This is a genomic window from Alsobacter sp. SYSU BS001988, from assembly GCF_054796215.1.
This window is the reverse complement of sequence record NZ_JBTAMK010000007.1, coordinates 1-17173: the sequence shown is the minus strand read 5'-3', so window position 1 is coordinate 17173 and position 17173 is coordinate 1. Positions and strand designations below refer to the sequence as shown.

Sequence of the window (17173 nt, the reverse complement as noted above, 5' to 3'; positions counted from 1 at the left end):
TTGAAAAGATTTGTGAGTCACAATCGATCGCCGGCCGCTGCATAAAGGGGGGCCGGGTTCGGCGAAGCCGGACGTCATGCAAGGACGGATCATGAGCAGAAAGTATTTCGGCACGGATGGCATTCGTGGTCTCTCGAACCGAATCATCACGCCTGATCTGGCCCTGCGCGTGGGCCAGGCGGCCGGAATAGCCTTCCAGCGGGGGGATCACGCGCATCGCGTCGTGATCGGCAAGGACACGCGCCTCTCTGGCTACATGATCGAATACGCCATGGTGGCCGGGTTCACCTCCGTGGGCATGGACGTGATGCTGCTCGGCCCGATGCCGACGCCCGCCGTCGCCATGCTGACGCGCTCGCTGCGCGCCGATCTCGGCGTCATGATCTCCGCCTCCCACAACCCGTTCCAGGACAACGGCATCAAGCTGTTCGGGCCGGACGGCTTCAAGCTCAGCGACGAGACCGAGAGCGAGATCGAGGCGCTGATCGACGCGGAGCTCCACAACCGGCTGTCCGCGCCGGCGAATCTGGGGCGCGCCAAGCGCATCGAGGGCGTCCACGCCCGCTACATCGAATTCGCCAAGCGCACTCTGCCGCGCAATCTCGACCTCGACGGGCTGCGCATCGTGGTCGATTGCGCCAATGGGGCGGCCTACAAGGTGGCGCCGGAAGCCCTGTGGGAGCTGGGCGCCGAGGTGGTGGCGATCGGCGTCGAGCCGGACGGGTTCAACATCAACAAGGATGTCGGCTCCACCGCGCCCGAGGCATTGAGTCGAAAAGTGAGGGAGCTGCGCGCCGACATCGGCATCGCGCTCGACGGCGACGCCGACCGCGTCGTGCTCGTGGACGAGAAGGGCCAGGTGGTCGACGGCGACCAGCTCATGGCGGTCGTGGCCAAGAGCTGGAAGGACGACAACCGCCTGACCCAGCCGGGCGTGGTGGCCACCATCATGTCCAATCTGGGCCTCGAGCGTCACCTTGCGACCCTCGGCCTCACGCTGGCGCGCACGGCGGTCGGGGACCGCTACGTGCTCGAGCATATGCGCGAGCACGGCTACAATCTCGGCGGCGAGCAGTCCGGCCACATCATCCTGTCCGACTACGCCACCACCGGGGACGGGCTCATCGCGGCCCTGCAGGTGCTGGCGGTCGTCAAGCAGCAGGGGCGGCCCGTCAGCGAAGTCTGCCACTGCTTCCAGCCGCTGCCGCAAATTCTCAAGAACGTCCGGTTCCGGCAGGGCGAACCCTTGAAGAACGAGACGGTGGTGAGCGCCATCGCGGCGTCCCGCGCCAGGTTGGGCGCCGATGGGCGCCTGGTGATCCGGCCCTCCGGCACGGAGCCCGTGATCAGGGTGATGGCGGAAGGCGACAACCGGGACGTGGTCGAGCGCGCCGTGGACGACGTCGTCGAGGCGCTCACGGCCGCGGCGGCCTGATCGGCGCCGGCTTGCGGGGGCGGCGGCCGACGCCGGCGCTCCCCCCGAGAGCTTTCGTGGCGAATGGACGCTCGAATGCTTGGGCGTTGAAGTTCTTAATGCAACCTAAACGAGAATTTCCAAGACCATAGGTCCGTAACCTTAATCGTTAGGGTTAAGTTTGCTTTAACTTTCGACTGCCAATGTCTCCCTGTCGTATCGCGGCTGGACGGTTCCGAAGGCCTGTCCATGCCCCAGTAGGGAATACAAGACATGGGCAGCCTGAAACTTCTCGCTCTCGCGGGCGCCATGGCGATCGGGGCGATCGGCGTCGCCCAGGCCGCCGATATGCCGCTCCCGCCGCCGCCTCCGATGGCGCCGGAACCGCTTCCCGAATTCTCCGGCTGGTACCTGCGCGGCGACGTCGGCGCTGGCATCACTCAGATGGGAGAATTGCACTCCACCTTCGACGCCGGCTTCGACGTGCCGGGCCTGCTGGTCGCGCGCAAGAGCGTCGAAGATCAGTTCTTCGTCGGCGCGGGCGTCGGCTACCAGTTCAACAATTGGTTCCGGGCCGACCTGACCGGCGAGTATCGCGGCGGCGGCAAATATGCGGCCATCGAGAGCTACACCACCTCCAACTGCGGCGGCGCGGTCTGCTTTGACAACTACAACGGCAACATCCGCAGCTCGGTGTTCTTGGCCAACGGCTATGTGGACCTGGGCACCTGGGTGGGCGTGACCCCCTTCGTGGGCGCGGGCGTCGGCTTCGCCAATCACAAGCTCTCGGGCCTGACCGACGTGGACCACCAACTCGGGGGCTATGGCTTCGCCAGCGACCATTCCAAGACGAACTTCGCCTGGGCGCTCATGGCCGGCCTCGGCTACAACGTCTCGCCGAACCTCAAGCTCGAGCTCGGCTACCGCTACCTGAACATGGGCGACGTCGAGTCGGGCGCGATCCGCTGCCAGAACACGCCGTTCTGCGGCAACGAGGTCCACAAGTTCTCGCTGGCGTCACACGATCTTCGCCTTGGCATGCGCTGGATGCTCGGCGGACCGACTTACATCCCCGAGGCGCCGCAGATGCCCCTCATCCGGAAGTACTGAGAGTCTTCGCGACAACGGGACCGGCGCCGGGCGCCGATCCCCGACTGAAAGGCGGCCCGCGGATGTACCGGGCCGCCTTTTCGTTTGACGCCGTACGCTCGTTCGCCTACCCCGGTCGGCGGGACACTCCGCCCCAACGCGGAGCGCCCATCTGCAAGGATGGAGTACATCGATGGCGACGACCGCACCCGGCCAAAAGCCGGCCAATCCCCTTTTCTCGTCCGGCCCCTGCGCCAAGCGCCCCGGCTGGTCCCTGGACGCCCTCAAGGACGCGCCGCTCGGCCGCTCCCACCGGGCCAAGCCCGGGAAGGCGAAGCTGAAGCTCGCCATCGACCTCACCCGCGAGGTGCTGCAGGTCCCGGCCGACTACCGGATCGCCATCGTTCCCGCTTCCGACACCGGCGCGGTCGAGATGGCCATGTGGTCGCTGCTCGGCGCGCGCGGCGTCGATATGCTGGCCTGGGAGAGCTTCGGCGAGGGCTGGGTGACGGACGCCGTCAAGCAGCTGAAGCTGAAGGACGCGCGCGTCCTGAAGGCCCACTATGGCGAGATCGTCGACCTCTCGACCGTGAACTTCGACAACGACGTGGTGTTCACCTGGAACGGCACGACCTCCGGCGTGCGCGTGCCGAATGGCGAATGGATCCCGGCGGACCGCGCCGGCCTGACGATTTGCGACGCGACCTCGGCCGCTTTCGCGCAGCGGCTCGACTGGCCGAAGCTCGATGTCGTGACCTTCTCCTGGCAGAAGGTGCTGGGCGGCGAGGCCGCGCACGGGATGCTGATCCTGTCCCCCCGCGCCGTCGAACGGCTGGAGAGCTACACGCCGTCCTGGCCGATGCCCAAGATCTTCCGCATGACCAAGGGCGGCAAGGTCACCGAAGGCCTGTTCGAGGGCGAGACGATCAACACGCCCTCCATGCTGTGCGTGGAGGACTACATCGACGCGCTGCAATGGGCGAAGTCGATCGGCGGGCTCGACGCCCTGATCGCGCGGGCGGACGCCAACACGAAGGTCCTGGCCGACTTCGTGGCGCAGAACGACTGGATCGCGTTCCTGGCGAAAGACGCGGCGATCCGCTCCAACACCAGCGTGTGCCTGGTGTTCTCCGACCCGGCCGTGCAGGCTCTCCCGGCCGACGCCCAGGCGGCCTTCGCCAAGAGCGTGGCCGGCGCCATCGAGAAGGCGAGCGCGGGCTTCGATATCGGGGCTTACCGCGATGCGCCTCCCGGCCTGCGCGTCTGGTGCGGCGCGACGGTGGAGCGCGCAGACCTCGAGGCGCTGACGCACTGGATCGCGTGGGCCTTCGCCGAGGCCAAGGGCGGCCTCGCCAAGGCGGCCTGAGCCTTCTGGAGCCCCTCGTCCTTCGCGACGCGGGCTATCGCCCGCTCCTCAGGATGAGGGGAGTTATAGCCCAAACCTGAGCCCTCATCCTGAGGAGCCGCCGCAGGCGGCGTCTCGAAGGACGAGGGCGACCTGCATCCGCAAGGCGCCCGGCGCCGCCCCTCCCGCGGGAGGGATGAAGGAGAACGCATTCCATGGCTCCCCGAGTCCTCATTTCAGACAGCCTGTCTCCCGCCGCCGTCGCGATCTTCAAGGAGCGCGGCGTCGACGTGGACGTGAAGCCCGGCCTCGACAAGGACGAGCTCGCCCGCATCATCGGCGACTATGACGGCCTCGCCATCCGTTCGGCCACCAAGGTCACCGCCAAGCTGCTGGAGAGCGCCACGCGCCTGAAGGTGGTGGGCCGCGCCGGCATCGGGGTCGACAATGTCGATATCCCGGCCGCGACCGCCAAGGGCGTGATCGTGATGAACACACCGTTCGGCAACTCCATCACGACGGCCGAGCACGCCATCGCGCTGATGTTCGCGGTGGCGCGCGAGATCCCGGCGGCCGACGCCTCCACGCAGGCCGGCAAGTGGGAGAAGAACCGCTTCATGGGCGTCGAGATCACCGGCAAGACGCTGGGCGTGATCGGCTGCGGCAATATCGGGGCGATCGTCGCCGACCGGGCGCTCGGGCTGAAGATGCGCGTGATCGCCTTCGACCCGTTCCTGTCGCCCGAGCGGGCGCTGGATCTCGGCGTCGAGAAGGTGGAACTCGACGACCTGCTGGCCCGCGCCGATTTCATCACCCTGCATACGCCCATGACGGCGCAGACGAAGAACATCCTGTCGGCCGAGAACCTGGCCAAGACCAAGAAAGGCGTGCGCATCGTCAACTGCGCCCGCGGCGGGCTGGTGGACGAGGTCGCGCTGCGCGCCGCGCTGGACAGCGGCCATGTGGCGGGCGCCGGCTTCGACGTGTTCACGGCGGAGCCCGCCAAGGAGAACCCGCTGTTCGGGCATCCCAACGTGGTTTGCACGCCGCATTTGGGCGCCGCCACCAACGAGGCGCAGGAGAACGTCGCCCTGCAGGTGGCCGAGCAGATGTCGGATTACCTGATCCGCGGCGCGATCACGAACGCGATCAACTTCCCGAGCATCACGGCCGAAGAAGCCCCGAAGCTGAAGCCCTTCGTGGCGCTGGCCGAACGGCTGGGATCCTTCGCGGGGCAGCTCACCGAGACGGACCTGAAGGAGGTCCGGATCACCTATGAGGGCGCCGTGGCGGGCCTGAAGATCAAGGCTCTAACGGCGGCCGCCATTGCGGGCGTGCTGCGCCCGGCGCTGCAGGACGTCAACGTCGTCTCCGCGCCCATCGTGGCCAAGGAGCGCGGCATCGTGGTGGAGGAGACCACCCGGGCGTCGGAGGGCGACTATGAATCGCTCATCACCCTGACGGTCGTCACCGAGCAGCAGGAGCGCTCCGTCGCCGGGACGGTGTTCCACGACGGCAAGCCGCGCTTCGTCGCCATCAAGGGCATCAAGGTGGACGCCGAGTTCGGCCCCTCGATGATCTACGTCACCAACGAGGACAAGCCCGGCTTCATCGGCCGTTTCGCGGGCCTGCTCGGCGACGCGGGCGTCAACATCGCCACCTTCGCGCTCGGCCGCGACGCCCAGGGCGGCTCGGCCATCGCGTTGGTGGAGGTGGACGGCGAGGTCCCGGCGTCCGTGCTGGCGCAAATCCCCGGCCTGCCCGGCGTGAAGCAGGCCAAGGCGCTGCGGTTTTGAACCAGAACGGCGCGCCGGCTGAGTGAGCCGGCGCGCCTTCTGACTCACCGCCCCCTCTCTTGAACCTGCATGCGGGCCTGCTATCAGGGGCTATCGCAGCACCCGAGCGCTCCCCATGCGATTCCTGGTTGTCGAAGGCAACACCCGCGAGGCGCGGCAGCGGCATCGCGACGAGTACGGCCTGACGCCGTCCGAGTCCTATGGCGACGTGCTCCAGGCGCTGGAGCCGGGCGCGGTCACCGACATCGCATTCCCGGCCGACGATGGCGCGAACCTGCCGGACGGGTCGGGCCTGGAGAGCTACGACGCCATCGTGCTCACGGGATCGGCGCTCAACGCCTACAATGTCGAGCCCGCCGTCACGCGGCAGGTGGACCTGGCCCGCGCCGCTTACGCATCCGGCACGCCGATGTTCGGATCGTGCTGGGGCATCCAGATGGGAGCGCTGGCGGCCGGCGGCGACGTGCGTCGCAATCCGGCAGGCAGCGAGATCGGCTTCGCCCGCCGCATCGTCTCGACCGACGCCGGGCGGGAGCATCCGCTGCTGGCCGGCCGGCCCATGGCGTGGGACGCGCCCGCCGTGCATCTCGACGCCGTCACGACGCCCCCGGGCGACGTGACCGTGCTGGCGTTCAACGCGATGACGCCCATGCAGGCCGCCGAGATCCGGCACGGGGGCGGCGTCTTCTGGGGCGTCCAGTATCACCCCGAATTCAGCCTCGGCGAACTCGCCGTGATCCTGCGCCGCTATGGCCGACATCTGGTCGCGGAAGGGTTTTGCCGGGGCGAAGACGACCACGCCCGCTATGTCGACGAGTTGCTGGCGCTGCACGACGATCCGGCGCGGTTCGACCTGGCTTGGCGGCATGGGCTCGATGCGGAGGTCCTCGATCCCGCGCGTCGCCTGACCGAAATCCGCAACTTCATCGCGCATCGGGCCAAGCCGATCCGCTCGCAGCGGGGTCGCGCCTGAGTCTGGCTGGAACATACCTCCGCACAGCCACGTCCACGCCGTATTCCGTCCCGAATTCTGCGTCGTGATCCGTGCCGGATCCATCCCGCGGAGCGACCTTCATGCGTATCGGCCTCGTCACAATCCTGCTGGCCAGCGCGTCGGGAGCGGCGTTCGCCGCCGACATGGAGGCGGCGTCGCGCATCGAGGCCGTGACGGTGCATCCCGACGGGGCCGCCGTCACGCGCAAGGCCGCGATCGAGCTTCCGGCGGGGCCCTCGGTCGTGATTCTGCGCGGGCTGAGCCCCACCATCGATCCCGCCTCGATCAGAGTGGAGGGCGAGGCCGACGCGCCGCTCGTCATCGGGTCCGTGGAGACCCGGATCGCGCCCGGCGAGGCGAGGGCGGCCGTCGACGAGCGCCGCCTGGACGACCTGCGGGCGGAGCGCGACCGGATCTCCGGCCAGATCGAGGCTGCGGAAGGCAAGCGTAGGGCCATCGAGGTCTATGCCAAGGCGAGCCCCGAGAAGCTCTCGGCGGAGGCCAGGCCGCTGGACGTGGAGCGCTGGAGCGCGGCCTGGGACGCCGTCGGGGACGGCCTCGCGCGCGTCATCGAGCAGATCAGGACGCTTCGCGCCAGCCAACGCGCCCTGGAAGCTGAGATCTCCGCCCTGGAGCGCGGCCGCCCGCAGCCCGGGCCGGCGGGCGCGCCCAGGCGCGATGTCGCCATTGCGCTGGAGGCCGGGGCGCCGCTCAAGGGCGCGCTGACGATCGCCTACCGGGTCGCTGGCGCGAGCTGGAAGCCGTCCTACGACGTCCGGCTGGACACGGGCGGTCGGGACCGCAAGCCGTCGCTGGAGATGGTCAGGCGGGCGCAGGTTACGCAGCGCACCGGCGAGAGCTGGACCGACGTCGCCCTGACGGTCTCGACCGTTCGGGCGGCCCGGGGCGTGGCCGCGCCCGACCTGCCGCCCCTGGTCGTGAACCTGTTCGATCCCTCCGTCGTTTCCGAGGCGGCGCGCTCCGCCCGGGGCAAGGCGGCGTCGGAGGCGGCGCAGCGGCTGGACGCGCCGGCGCCGTCGCCCCGCGCCATGGCGGCGGCTCCGGCGATCGCCCCGGCCGTGGAGCAAATGGCCGAACTGGACGCCGGGGAATTCCAGTCGGCCTTCAGGGTGGCCGGCCCGGTCAGCGTCTCGGCCGACGGCGCGCCCCGGTCCGTGGCGCTCGGCGCGCGCCGGGCGGAGCCGGCGCTGACGGTCAAGGCGACGCCCGCGCTCGACCAGACCGCTTATCTGGAAGCCTCCTTCGCCAACGCCGAGGACGCGCCGGTGCTGCCCGGCGACGCGGCCCTGCACCGCGACGGCGTCTATGTGGGGCGCGGCCGGCTCGGGCTGGTCGCCCCCGGCGACAGGATCGAGCTCGGCTTCGGGGCGGACGACCGCGTCAAGGTCGTGCGCGCGCCCGTGAGGCGAAAGGAGAACGAGCCCGGCTGGATCGGCAACCAGAAGACCGAGCAGCGCGAGTTCAAGACCACCATCCGCAACCTGCACGACGCTCCGGTCCGCATCAGCGTGCTCGACCGCATGCCGACCTCCGAGAACTCGGCCGTGACGATCGAGGCGCTGCCTGGGACGCCCCCGACCGAGAAGATCGTGGCCGACAAGCGCGGGGTCATGGCCTGGACCTGGGACTACCAGCCGGGAGAGCAAAAGGAGATCCGGATGGGATACCGCATGAAATGGCCGGCGGATCGCGACATCGTCATGGACGGGGCCCCGCCGCGCTGACGCGGTCCGGGCTCGCGGTCCGGCTTGCGCGGCCGCGGCGCATTCCGGCGCGGCTGGCGCTTTACGCCCCGGCCCTTTGCGGGTAATGCTCCCGCGCAAGCCCCGGCTGATCCGACTTGCGGAACGGCCGGGGCTTTTGTTTTCGAACTGCAGGGCTTGACCCGGGACGACGCCGCGCGCCGCCCCGCCGCCGGATGGAGAGATCGCCATGGCCAACGTGGTCGTCGTGGGAGCCCAGTGGGGCGACGAAGGCAAGGGCAAGATCGTCGACTGGCTCTCGGAGCAGGCCGACACGGTCGTCCGGTTCCAGGGCGGCCACAACGCCGGCCATACGCTCGTCATCGGCGAGAACGTCTACAAGCTCTCGCTGCTGCCGTCGGGCGTCGTGCGCCCCAACAAGCTGGCCGTCATCGGCAACGGCGTGGTGCTCGATCCGCACGCGCTGGCGGCCGAGGTGGAGAAGCTGCAGGCCCAGGGCGTCGCGATCTCGCGCGAGAACCTGCGCGTCGCCGACAACGCGCCGCTGATCCTCTCCGTCCACCGCGAGCTCGACGCGCTGCGCGAGTCGGGCGCGCCCGGCACCAAGATCGGCACCACCAAACGCGGCATCGGCCCCGCCTACGAGGACAAGGTCGGCCGCCGTGCGATTCGGCTCATGGACCTCGCGGAGCTGGACACGCTGCCGGCCAAGATCGACCGGCTGCTGACCCACCACAACGCGCTGCGCCGCGGGCTCGGCCTGCAGGAGATCGACCCGAAGGCGATCTACGAGGAGCTGGCGTCGGTCGCCCCCAAGGTCCTTCCCTACATGGACACGACCTGGCGGCTGCTGGACGAGCAGCGCCGGGCCGGCAAGCGCATCCTGTTCGAGGGCGCTCAAGGCGCGCTGCTCGACATCGACTTCGGCACCTACCCGTTCGTGACGTCGTCCAACACCATCGCCGGCCAGGCCGCGACCGGCTCCGGCATGGGGCCGCGCAATGTCGGCTATGTGCTGGGCATCGCCAAAGCCTACACGACGCGGGTGGGCGAGGGGCCGTTCCCGACCGAGCAGGACAACGCGACCGGCGAGCGCATCGGCGAGCGCGGGCGGGAGTTCGGCACCGTGACCGGCCGCAAGCGCCGCTGCGGCTGGTTCGACGCCGTGCTGGTGCGCCAGACCGTGCGCACCTCCGGCATCGACGGGATCGCGCTGACGAAGCTCGACATCCTGGACGGCTTCGACGAGATCCAGGTCTGCACCCGCTATCGGCTCGACGGCAAGGAGATCGACCATCTGCCGGCCAGCCAGGGTGCGCAGGCCCGGGTACAGCCCATCTACGAGACCATAGAGGGCTGGAAGGGCACGACCGCCGGCGCCCGGTCCTGGGCGGACCTGCCGGCCCAGGCCATCAAATATGTGCGACGGATCGAGGAGCTGATCGGGGCGCCCGTGGCGCTCGTCTCCACAAGTCCCGAGCGTGACGATACGATTCTCGTGCAGAATCCCTTCGAGACTTGACCGAGCGGGGGCTTGTGCCCCACTGAGGCTCCATGGCCGACTACTATCCGCTGATTTCGCGCGCTGTCGCCAATATGGGCGAGAGCACGCCCGAGCAGCGCCGAGCCCTTTATGAGCGCGCCACGAATGCGCTGCTGGGCCAATTGCGGAACTCCGACCCACCGGTCTCGGAGCCGGACATCGCGCGCGAGCGCCTGGCCCTGGAAGACGCGGTGCGCCGCGTCGAGACGGAGTTCGGCGGCGGCGTGCCGATGGTCGCCGAGCCGCCCCGGACCGAGGTCGCCGAGGCTCCCGCGCCGGCCCGGCGCGACGAGCCGGCCCAGCCTGTCCAGCCGAGCTCGCCTCCGGCGGAGCCGGCCCGCGCCGCCGCCGCCGCCGCCCCGCCCCTGGAGGCTGCGGCCACGCCGCCGCGGCGGCCCGAGACCCCCGACGAGGCCCCGTCCGAGCGCATGCGCCCCGCCGCGCCCCGCGCGCCGAGCGGCGACCGCCGCAGGTGGCTGCGCGCCGCCGTGATCGGCGCGGCGATCGCGCTGGTGGTGGGCGCCACGGCCACCACGGCGCTCTACCTCAAGCAGTCACCATCCGAGTTCGTCCCCACCCGCCAGGCCGCCACCGCGCCGTCGGCCGACCAGGAGCGCAAGTTCCAGGACAGGCTCCCTGGCGAGGCCCCGCCCCAGCCGGCCGAGCAGGCCCAGCGCGCCCCCGCCGCCCCGGCCGGCGGACAGCCGCAGGCCGCGGGCGGCTCCGTCGCGATCGGCGTGCTGCAGCGGGCGCTGCTGGTCGAGGAGGCGGCGGAAGGCGCGACGGAGATCCGTCAGACGGTCGGACGGGTGCTCTGGCGCCTCGACAACGTACCGGCCGGCGCCGGCGAGCCCCTGGACGTCGCGGTCCGGGCCGATGTCGACATCGCCGATGCGGGCCTCAAGGCCGACGTTCTGATCCGCCGCAACCGCGACGCCGCGCTGCCGGCCTCGCACACCATCGAAATGCGGTTCACAGCCGGCGCGAAAGCCGCCAATGGCGCGGTGCGCGACCTCGGCGTGCCCGAGATGCGCAACGAGGAGACCGTGCGCGGCACGCCGCTCGCCGGCATCGCGGTGCCGGTGACCGAGAACATGTTTCTGATCGGGCTGTCGAACCTGCCCGCCGACATCACCCGCAACATCGAGCTGCTGCGCCAGCGCAACTGGCTGATGACGCCGCTGCGCTTCGCCAACGGGCGCCGCGCGCTGCTGTTGTTCGAGAAGGGCCCGACGGGCGACCGCACCGTCAGCGACGCCTTCAACGGCTGGCAGCAGGGCGGCTAGGGACGCGCTCCAGGATCGGGGACGGGTTCGTCCTCAGGCGCTGGCGGGCAGCGCGAGGCGGCCGGCTTCCTGCCGGGCCACGGCCTCCCGCACGGCCTTCTGGACCTTCTCGAAGGCCCGAACCTCGATTTGGCGGACGCGCTCGCGCGACACGCCGAACTCCTCGGAGAGCTCCTCCAGGGTGATCGGATCCTCCACGAGCCGACGCGCCTCGAAGATGCGGCGCTCGCGCTCGTTGAGCACGCTCAGCGCGTCGCGCAGGGCGACGTGGCGGTTGTCCGCCTCTTCCTGGGCGACCAGGATGCTCTCCTGGCTGGCGCTGTCGTCGGCGAGCCAGTCCTGCCACTCGCCTTCGCCCTCGCCGTCCGAGCGGATCGGGGAGTTGAGCGAGGAATCGCCGCCCAGGCGGCGGTTCATCTCGATCACCTCCTGCTCGTGGACGCCGAGCTTGGTGGCGATCTGCTTCACCTGGTCGGGGCGCAGGTCGCCCTCGTCCAACGCCGAGATCGAGCTCTTGGCCTTGCGCAGGTTGAAGAACAGCTTCTTCTGGTTCGCGGTCGTGCCCATCTTCACGAGCGACCACGAGCGCAGGATGTATTCCTGGATCGACGCCTTGATCCACCACATCGCGTAGGTGGCCAGCCTGAAGCCCTTCTCGGGCTCGAAGCGCTTGACCGCCTGCATCAGGCCGACATTGCCTTCGGAGATCACTTCCCCGATCGGCAGGCCGTAGCCGCGATAGCCCATGGCGATCTTGGCCACGAGGCGCAGATGCGACGTGACGAGCCGGTGCGCCGCCTCAGAATCCTCATGCTCCCGCCAGCGCTTGGCGAGCATGTATTCCTCTTGCGGCTGCAGCATGGGGAATTTGCGGATCTCGTCGAGATACCGCGACAGGCCGCCTTCGGCGGCGATGATGGGAAGTGAGGCGGACGCCATTCTCTCCTCCTGTGGCCCCTCGCAAGCAGGCCATCACGGGCCGCCACGAAGCACGGCCACGACAACAGTCTATCATCGGCGTGACATTGGCCGAAAGAGGGCGAAGCTTCGCCGCTCATCACATCGGCGAGCGCCACGGGGGCCTCGTCCCGCTAATGCGCGAAGCGCGACGAGGTTCGCCAGGGTTCGTTGGCGCATGGCGGCTCCGGCCCGGCTCACGCCGCCTTGCGCAGGGCCGCGGCGAGCGCCTCGAGGTCGGCCGGGGGCTCGCTCGTGAACATCATCTCCTCGTCGGTCACCGGGTGGGCGAAGCCCAGCTCCGCCGCATGCAGGGCCTGGCGGGGGAAGCCCTCCACCACCGCCCTGGCGTCCGGCGCCAGCAGCGTCGCCTTGGTGCGGAAGCCGGAGGCGTAGAGGCGGTCGCCGATCAGCGGATGCCCGATATGGGCCATATGCACGCGGATCTGGTGGGTGCGCCCGGTCTCCAGCCGGCAGACGACGAGGCTGGCCACCGGCTCGCCGTTGGAGCCGGCGAACACCTCCTCGACCTCGTAATGGGTGATCGCCTCGCGTCCCTTCTCACGAGACACGACGGCCATGCGGTCGCGGTGCTTGGTCGATCGGTCCAGGTTGGCGTCGACGACGCCGTGCTTGCGGTCCGGTTTGCCCCACACGATCGCCCGGTATGCCCGCACCAGCGGGCCCGTGCGGCCATGGTCGGCGAATTGCTCGGCCAGCTTCTTATGCGCCCGGTCGGTCTTGGCGACGACCAGCAGGCCGGTGGTGTCCTTGTCGAGCCGGTGCACGATGCCGGGCCGCTTAACGCCGCCGATGCCCGACAGGCTGTCGCCGCAATGGGCGATCAGCGCGTTGACGAGCGTGCCGGTGTCGTGGCCCGCGGCCGGGTGCACGACCAGCCCGGCAGGCTTGTCGATGACCAGCAGCTGGTCGTCCTCGTAGACGACCTCCAGCGGGATGGACTCGCCTTCCGGCTCCGGCGGGACGGCGGGCGGGATGTCGACCGCGATCTCCTGCCCGGCGTCGACCTTGCGGCCGGGGTCCTCCTGCACGGCGCCGTCGATGCTGACCTTGCCATCGAGAATCAGGCCCTTGAGTCGCGTCCGCGACAGGGACGGCACGTTGCGGGCCAGGAACCTGTCCAGCCGCTCGCCTTTGTCTTCCGGCCGGGCTACACACGCCAGGCGGCCCTCCGCCGGGGCCTCGGTCTCTGTCGCGTGCACGCTTCGTCCTTCCGCTTCGCCTGGGTCGCCGCTCAAGGCGGGGCAGACCGGCCGCTCCCTGGTTCGCCGCGGGAGCGGTGTCCTATCCGACACTCCGCCCTCTTCAGCAAGCGCCCAGCATGACTCCCGCCGATTTCACGCCCGCCTCCCACCCCGCCGCCGAAGATCCGGCCACGGCCGCCGCGAAGGCCAAGGAGGCGTCGCGCCTCATGGCTCTCAAGATGGTGGTGATCACGCTCGGCGTCATCCTGGTGGCGCTGCTCGTGGTCGTGTTCGCGACCTTGGCCATCCGCGCGTTCAGGGGCTCCAGGCCGGAGGCCGCCGCCTTGGCGCCGCCGCCCGCGCTCCCGGGCGAGGCCCGCCCCGGCCGGACGCCCGTGCAGGCCACCCTGCCGCCGGGCTACAGGCTGGTCTCCACCACCCTCGGCGACGGTCGCCTCGCCGTGACGGCCGACGGGCCCGACGGCGCGCTGGTCATCCTGTTCGACGTCCGCACCATGGCCGAGATCGGCCGGATCCGGGTGTCGCAGGACAGGTGAGGGGTGAAGGCTTGGCGCTCCCAAGGGGACTCGAACCCCTGTTTTCGCCGTGAGAGGGCGAATCATCCGGGCATCAATGTCCACCCAAGTCCGCCAAATTCGTTCAAACACAAGGGTGTGCATAGCCCCACGTCCACGATTGTCCGCCGCGGTGCGGCAGCGTATATTTGATCCATATTGGACAAGTGGGGCGGCTGGGGTTGGTGAAGGTTCTCAAAGAGGCGGCGCTGACCACCAGGAGCGCTCGTTCCAAGTTGCCGCCCGGCAGCCACTGGCGCTCGATCGATCCTGACACGCACCTGGGCTACCGCAAGGGCGTGCGCGGTGGCCGATGGCTGGTGCGCTGGTACAAGGGCTCTGGCTCATATGCGCAAGCAACCCTGGCGACCGCGGATGATGCGTTCGAGGCCGACGGCGCCGATGTCATCGACTTCAGCCAGGCTGTCATACGCGCGCGCGCCTATGTCGAGAAAGCCCGGGCTGATGAGCGTGCGGAAGCAGCCGGCCCCGTGGTGACGGTTGCGAGCGCAATCCGTGCCTATCTTGAAATGAGGGAGGCGCGAGAGCGAGCGCATGCGGGCTCCGGTGGATTGAAGCGCGATGCTCGGTCACGGCTGCAGAGATATGTGCTCGGGACAGATCTCGCCAAGCAGCCCCTGCATCGGCTTGATGAGGCTGCACTTCGCCGGTGGCGCACACAGATTCCTGATGACCTCGCCCCGGGTTCTGTCCGCCGGCTGGTAAACGACCTCAAGGCGGCCCTCAATGCAGCTGCGCGCACCCACCGTGTTCGCCTCCCAGCCGAGCTCCCTGGGACGATCAGGGCCGGGCTGAAGGCGGATGAGATCGTGCAGGCAGAGCCCCGCAGGCAGGTCCTCTCGGATGCTGAAGTACGTCAACTCATCACGGCAGCATGGGAGGCGGATCGGGCAGCCGCCCACGACGGCGACGTTGCCAGGCTAGTCCTCGTTTTAGCAGCGACAGGAGCGCGATTCTCGCAAGTGGCCCGACTTACCGTGGCGGACGTTCAAGCCGCCGAGAGCCGCCTCATGGTGCCTACATCTCGTAAAGGGCGCGGACCCAAGCGCAGCGATCGAACAGGCGTGCGGGTAGGAGATGACGTTATCGACGCGCTCCGGCCGGCGACAGCAGGACGAAAAGGACCGGAGCCGCTGCTACTGCGATGGCGCTCGGTTCAGACCGCGTCGGGGCAGTGGCAACGTGACAGCCGTGGCCCGTGGCGCGCTGCCTCGGAGTTATCGCGCATCTGGGGACATATCGTCGCTGCGGCTGGTCTGTCCGGCGACACGGTCCCTTATGCCCTAAGGCACTCGTCAATTGTGCGCGGGCTGCGAGCAGGACTACCCGTTCGGCTTGTGGCGGCGCTTCACGACACCTCGTCAGCTATGGTGGAACGCCACTATGCTGCTTTCGTGGTCGACGCCATGGACGAACTCGCGGCCAAGGCAGTGGTGCCGCTCATGACGTCTCCAGCCCGGGTGCTTTCGTTTGAACGAAAGGCCTGACACACGGCGATAAGGTACGACGATGGCTCGACCTAAGAACATTATGCAGAGTGGTGGATACACTCCGCCTTCAAAGGTCGACTTCTCGGAGGAGCAATGGGAGTCATTGAGATCCGCGCTCGGTTTGGCGGAGCCCTTCGATGGTGAACTTCGCTGCTCAATCGTCAGGATCTCCGACGAGTATCTGGCTTCATTGGCATACGCCGAATCCGCCTCATCCGTGGCAACTGTTCGGCGGGAGCTTGAAAGATGGTCTGATTCGCTCGGTCGTCTCAACGCGATGTGGCTTGCGTTGCGAAACGACGACAGTAACACGACCCAGTTCATCCGCCGCGCGATGATGGAATTTGACCGCTTCAGGTTTTCCCGGTGCGCAAATAACGAACTCGACGAGTATGATAATCTGGATGAAACGAAAGAGGCTTCGAGCCCTCCTTCAAAGGGGCGAAGACTAGACCAAACATTTGAGTCTATTCGTGACGTGTCAGATGGCGTCAATCTCGCGCTGGCCCGAGTGGTCGCGCAGCTCGCCGCATCAGGCGAAAGTGGCGGCAACCCAGTCCCATTTTATCCGTTCGTCCGAATGCTCAGAGACGAGTTGGCTCTGCGCGGGGTGAAGGCTACGGCAAGACAAGATTACGACGCCTACGAACGGCGATCGCCATTTTTAGCTTTTGTGCGGGAGCTGCAGATTTCATTGAAGCTGTTCCCTCAGCACGATCGAACTGTTGCTCGGGCTCTGGCATGGAAGCCGGACAGTTCGAGCTGAGTTCCAAATTTATTTGTCACGGTTAAGGCCGGCGTCGCTCGTCTACTCATCCTTTCGTCCGCAGACATCGGCGGACTTGAGGAGAAGCAGGAATGTCCACCAGCGGAATTGAAGAGCTTGGGCTGTCTGTCCCGGACGCAGTGCGGGCTACGGGCGTGAGCCGCTCGAAACTCTATGACGCCCTCGCGTCAGGCGAGCTTAGGGCCAAGAAATATGGACGCCGTACGATCATCCTGCGGGATGAACTCAAGGCCTGGCTCGCCAGCTTTCCCGACCTCACCCCTTCCAAGGCCAAGGCGGCCTGAGAGTGCTGCGGGCGAAGAAGAACCCGGTTCGATCCATGCTTGGGCAAGCGGAGGGAATCGGAACCGGGCTCGGTGGGCCTTGCGAAAATGCGGGTCTGTACGGGGAAAAACATAACACACAGCGGCTCGCAGTGGAATGGCTGGCGAGGCGCTACTTGATCTCCGCCGCTCTCGCGGGCGCCATCGCCGACATCACTGGATTCGGAGGTCGCGCATGACCTCCATCATCCAATTGCGAGACCGTCGGACGCTAGAAGTAACCCCCACTCACGCCCTTTCTGACGAGCAGATTTTTCGGCTCCTCACCGAGAGGATGAAGCGCGACTTCGCCGCTAACTGGTGGAGCGCTCGGGAAGGCAAGCGGCTGCAGCCGGTGGGAGGGCGGTCATGAGCGCCCTTACGCAAGACGCTCTCCAGGCGGAGCAGGCCCTTTTAGGGGCTGCTCTGGTCGATCCAGCTACAATCGACCGGGTACGCGGGATCGTGGTTTCCGACGACATCGGCGAGCCGGTCCACAAGCTGTTGTTCGATGCGATGACGGCGCGCCGGGACGAGGGGGGCGGCTTCGATGTCGCCCTGCTCAGAATGGCCATCGGCGATCACGACCTCGGCGGCATGACCGTGGCTCAGTACATCGCCCGGCTCGCGGCCGACGCGACCACG

General features: G+C 68.3%; 16 protein-coding genes and 1 tRNA gene. 14 read left to right on the top strand and 3 right to left on the bottom strand.

The genetic code is table 11. The features are described from left to right. Window positions 1–91: 91 nt before the first annotated feature. The 8 genes from glmM to ACYVO7_RS14470 all read left to right on the top strand — a co-directional run bounded on the left by glmM (window position 92) and on the right by ACYVO7_RS14470 (window position 11191). Entirely contained in the window at window positions 92–1435 is a 1344-nt protein-coding gene (glmM, locus tag ACYVO7_RS14505) for a phosphoglucosamine mutase (RefSeq protein WP_460450536.1), read from the top strand. A gap of 252 nt (window positions 1436–1687) precedes the next feature. Next, complete coding sequence (locus ACYVO7_RS14500) at window positions 1688–2524, top strand: outer membrane protein (RefSeq protein ID WP_460450535.1); 837 nt, start codon at window positions 1688–1690, stop codon at window positions 2522–2524. A gap of 172 nt (window positions 2525–2696) precedes the next feature. Continuing rightward, entirely contained in the window at window positions 2697–3869 is a 1173-nt protein-coding gene (locus tag ACYVO7_RS14495; RefSeq protein ID WP_460450534.1) for a phosphoserine transaminase, read from the top strand. Between the two features lie 194 nt (window positions 3870–4063). Next, window positions 4064–5644: a phosphoglycerate dehydrogenase gene (gene serA, locus ACYVO7_RS14490; RefSeq protein ID WP_460450533.1), complete on the top strand. Its 1581-nt coding sequence runs from the start codon at window positions 4064–4066 to the stop codon at window positions 5642–5644. A gap of 115 nt (window positions 5645–5759) precedes the next feature. Beyond that, window positions 5760–6617 (top strand): type 1 glutamine amidotransferase, encoded by an 858-nt coding sequence (locus ACYVO7_RS14485; RefSeq protein WP_460450532.1) that lies wholly within the window; start codon window positions 5760–5762, stop codon window positions 6615–6617. Window positions 6618–6718: 101 nt separating this feature from the next. Further along, the gene (locus ACYVO7_RS14480; protein WP_460450531.1) at window positions 6719–8383 is read left to right on the top strand and encodes a mucoidy inhibitor MuiA family protein; all 1665 of its coding nucleotides are present in this window, start codon (window positions 6719–6721) and stop codon (window positions 8381–8383) included. 208 nt (window positions 8384–8591) lie between these two features. Further along, on the top strand, window positions 8592–9884 hold the full coding sequence (locus ACYVO7_RS14475) for an adenylosuccinate synthase (protein WP_460450530.1): 1293 nt from the start codon (window positions 8592–8594) through the stop codon (window positions 9882–9884). A 32-nt stretch (window positions 9885–9916) separates the two neighbouring features. Next, the gene (locus ACYVO7_RS14470) at window positions 9917–11191 is read left to right on the top strand and encodes a histidine kinase (RefSeq protein WP_460450529.1); all 1275 of its coding nucleotides are present in this window, start codon (window positions 9917–9919) and stop codon (window positions 11189–11191) included. 33 nt (window positions 11192–11224) lie between these two features. Here the strand turns inward: ACYVO7_RS14470 and rpoH are convergent, their stop codons facing one another. Both rpoH and ACYVO7_RS14460 read right to left on the bottom strand, forming a co-directional pair. Further along, entirely contained in the window at window positions 11225–12130 is a 906-nt protein-coding gene (gene rpoH, locus ACYVO7_RS14465) for an RNA polymerase sigma factor RpoH (protein WP_460450528.1), read from the bottom strand. A 215-nt stretch (window positions 12131–12345) separates the two neighbouring features. Next, window positions 12346–13371 (bottom strand): RluA family pseudouridine synthase, encoded by a 1026-nt coding sequence (locus ACYVO7_RS14460; protein ID WP_460450527.1) that lies wholly within the window; start codon window positions 13369–13371, stop codon window positions 12346–12348. 119 nt (window positions 13372–13490) lie between these two features. On the opposite strand from ACYVO7_RS14460, the gene ACYVO7_RS14455 reads away from it, so the two are divergent. Then, window positions 13491–13910, top strand: a complete 420-nt coding sequence (locus ACYVO7_RS14455; RefSeq protein ID WP_460450526.1) for a hypothetical protein — start codon at window positions 13491–13493, stop codon at window positions 13908–13910. Window positions 13911–13922: 12 nt separating this feature from the next. On the opposite strand, the gene ACYVO7_RS14450 is transcribed toward ACYVO7_RS14455, so the two are convergent. Next, window positions 13923–13988, bottom strand: a tRNA-OTHER gene (locus ACYVO7_RS14450). 125 nt (window positions 13989–14113) lie between these two features. On the opposite strand from ACYVO7_RS14450, the gene ACYVO7_RS14445 reads away from it, so the two are divergent. The 5 genes from ACYVO7_RS14445 to ACYVO7_RS14425 form a co-directional block, all read left to right on the top strand. Continuing rightward, complete coding sequence (locus ACYVO7_RS14445) at window positions 14114–15436, top strand: tyrosine-type recombinase/integrase (protein WP_460450525.1); 1323 nt, start codon at window positions 14114–14116, stop codon at window positions 15434–15436. 22 nt (window positions 15437–15458) lie between these two features. Continuing rightward, on the top strand, window positions 15459–16205 hold the full coding sequence (locus ACYVO7_RS14440) for a hypothetical protein (protein ID WP_460450524.1): 747 nt from the start codon (window positions 15459–15461) through the stop codon (window positions 16203–16205). 92 nt (window positions 16206–16297) lie between these two features. Then, window positions 16298–16510, top strand: a complete 213-nt coding sequence (locus tag ACYVO7_RS14435) for a helix-turn-helix domain-containing protein (protein WP_460450523.1) — start codon at window positions 16298–16300, stop codon at window positions 16508–16510. A gap of 214 nt (window positions 16511–16724) precedes the next feature. Beyond that, window positions 16725–16901: a hypothetical protein gene (locus ACYVO7_RS14430; protein WP_460450522.1), complete on the top strand. Its 177-nt coding sequence runs from the start codon at window positions 16725–16727 to the stop codon at window positions 16899–16901. Next, window positions 16898–17173, top strand: a 276-nt coding sequence (locus tag ACYVO7_RS14425; RefSeq protein WP_460450290.1) for a DnaB-like helicase N-terminal domain-containing protein, incomplete at its 3' end; no start/stop codon positions are given. The genes ACYVO7_RS14430 and ACYVO7_RS14425, both read left to right, overlap by 4 nt.

What these genes read in the sequence shown, in the direction of transcription:
- glmM (WP_460450536.1), top strand. Translation starts at nt 92, where the DNA reads ATGAGCAGAAAGTATTTCGGCACGGATGGCATTCGTGGTCTCTCGAAC.
- ACYVO7_RS14500 (WP_460450535.1), top strand. Translation starts at nt 1,688, where the DNA reads ATGGGCAGCCTGAAACTTCTCGCTCTCGCGGGCGCCATGGCGATCGGG.
- ACYVO7_RS14495 (WP_460450534.1), top strand. Translation starts at nt 2,697, where the DNA reads ATGGCGACGACCGCACCCGGCCAAAAGCCGGCCAATCCCCTTTTCTCG.
- serA (WP_460450533.1), top strand. Translation starts at nt 4,064, where the DNA reads ATGGCTCCCCGAGTCCTCATTTCAGACAGCCTGTCTCCCGCCGCCGTC.
- ACYVO7_RS14485 (WP_460450532.1), top strand. Translation starts at nt 5,760, where the DNA reads ATGCGATTCCTGGTTGTCGAAGGCAACACCCGCGAGGCGCGGCAGCGG.
- ACYVO7_RS14480 (WP_460450531.1), top strand. Translation starts at nt 6,719, where the DNA reads ATGCGTATCGGCCTCGTCACAATCCTGCTGGCCAGCGCGTCGGGAGCG.
- ACYVO7_RS14475 (WP_460450530.1), top strand. Translation starts at nt 8,592, where the DNA reads ATGGCCAACGTGGTCGTCGTGGGAGCCCAGTGGGGCGACGAAGGCAAG.
- ACYVO7_RS14470 (WP_460450529.1), top strand. Translation starts at nt 9,917, where the DNA reads ATGGCCGACTACTATCCGCTGATTTCGCGCGCTGTCGCCAATATGGGC.
- rpoH (WP_460450528.1), bottom strand. Translation starts at nt 12,130, where the DNA reads ATGGCGTCCGCCTCACTTCCCATCATCGCCGCCGAAGGCGGCCTGTCG.
- ACYVO7_RS14455 (WP_460450526.1), top strand. Translation starts at nt 13,491, where the DNA reads ATGACTCCCGCCGATTTCACGCCCGCCTCCCACCCCGCCGCCGAAGAT.
- ACYVO7_RS14440 (WP_460450524.1), top strand. Translation starts at nt 15,459, where the DNA reads ATGGCTCGACCTAAGAACATTATGCAGAGTGGTGGATACACTCCGCCT.
- ACYVO7_RS14435 (WP_460450523.1), top strand. Translation starts at nt 16,298, where the DNA reads ATGTCCACCAGCGGAATTGAAGAGCTTGGGCTGTCTGTCCCGGACGCA.
- ACYVO7_RS14430 (WP_460450522.1), top strand. Translation starts at nt 16,725, where the DNA reads ATGACCTCCATCATCCAATTGCGAGACCGTCGGACGCTAGAAGTAACC.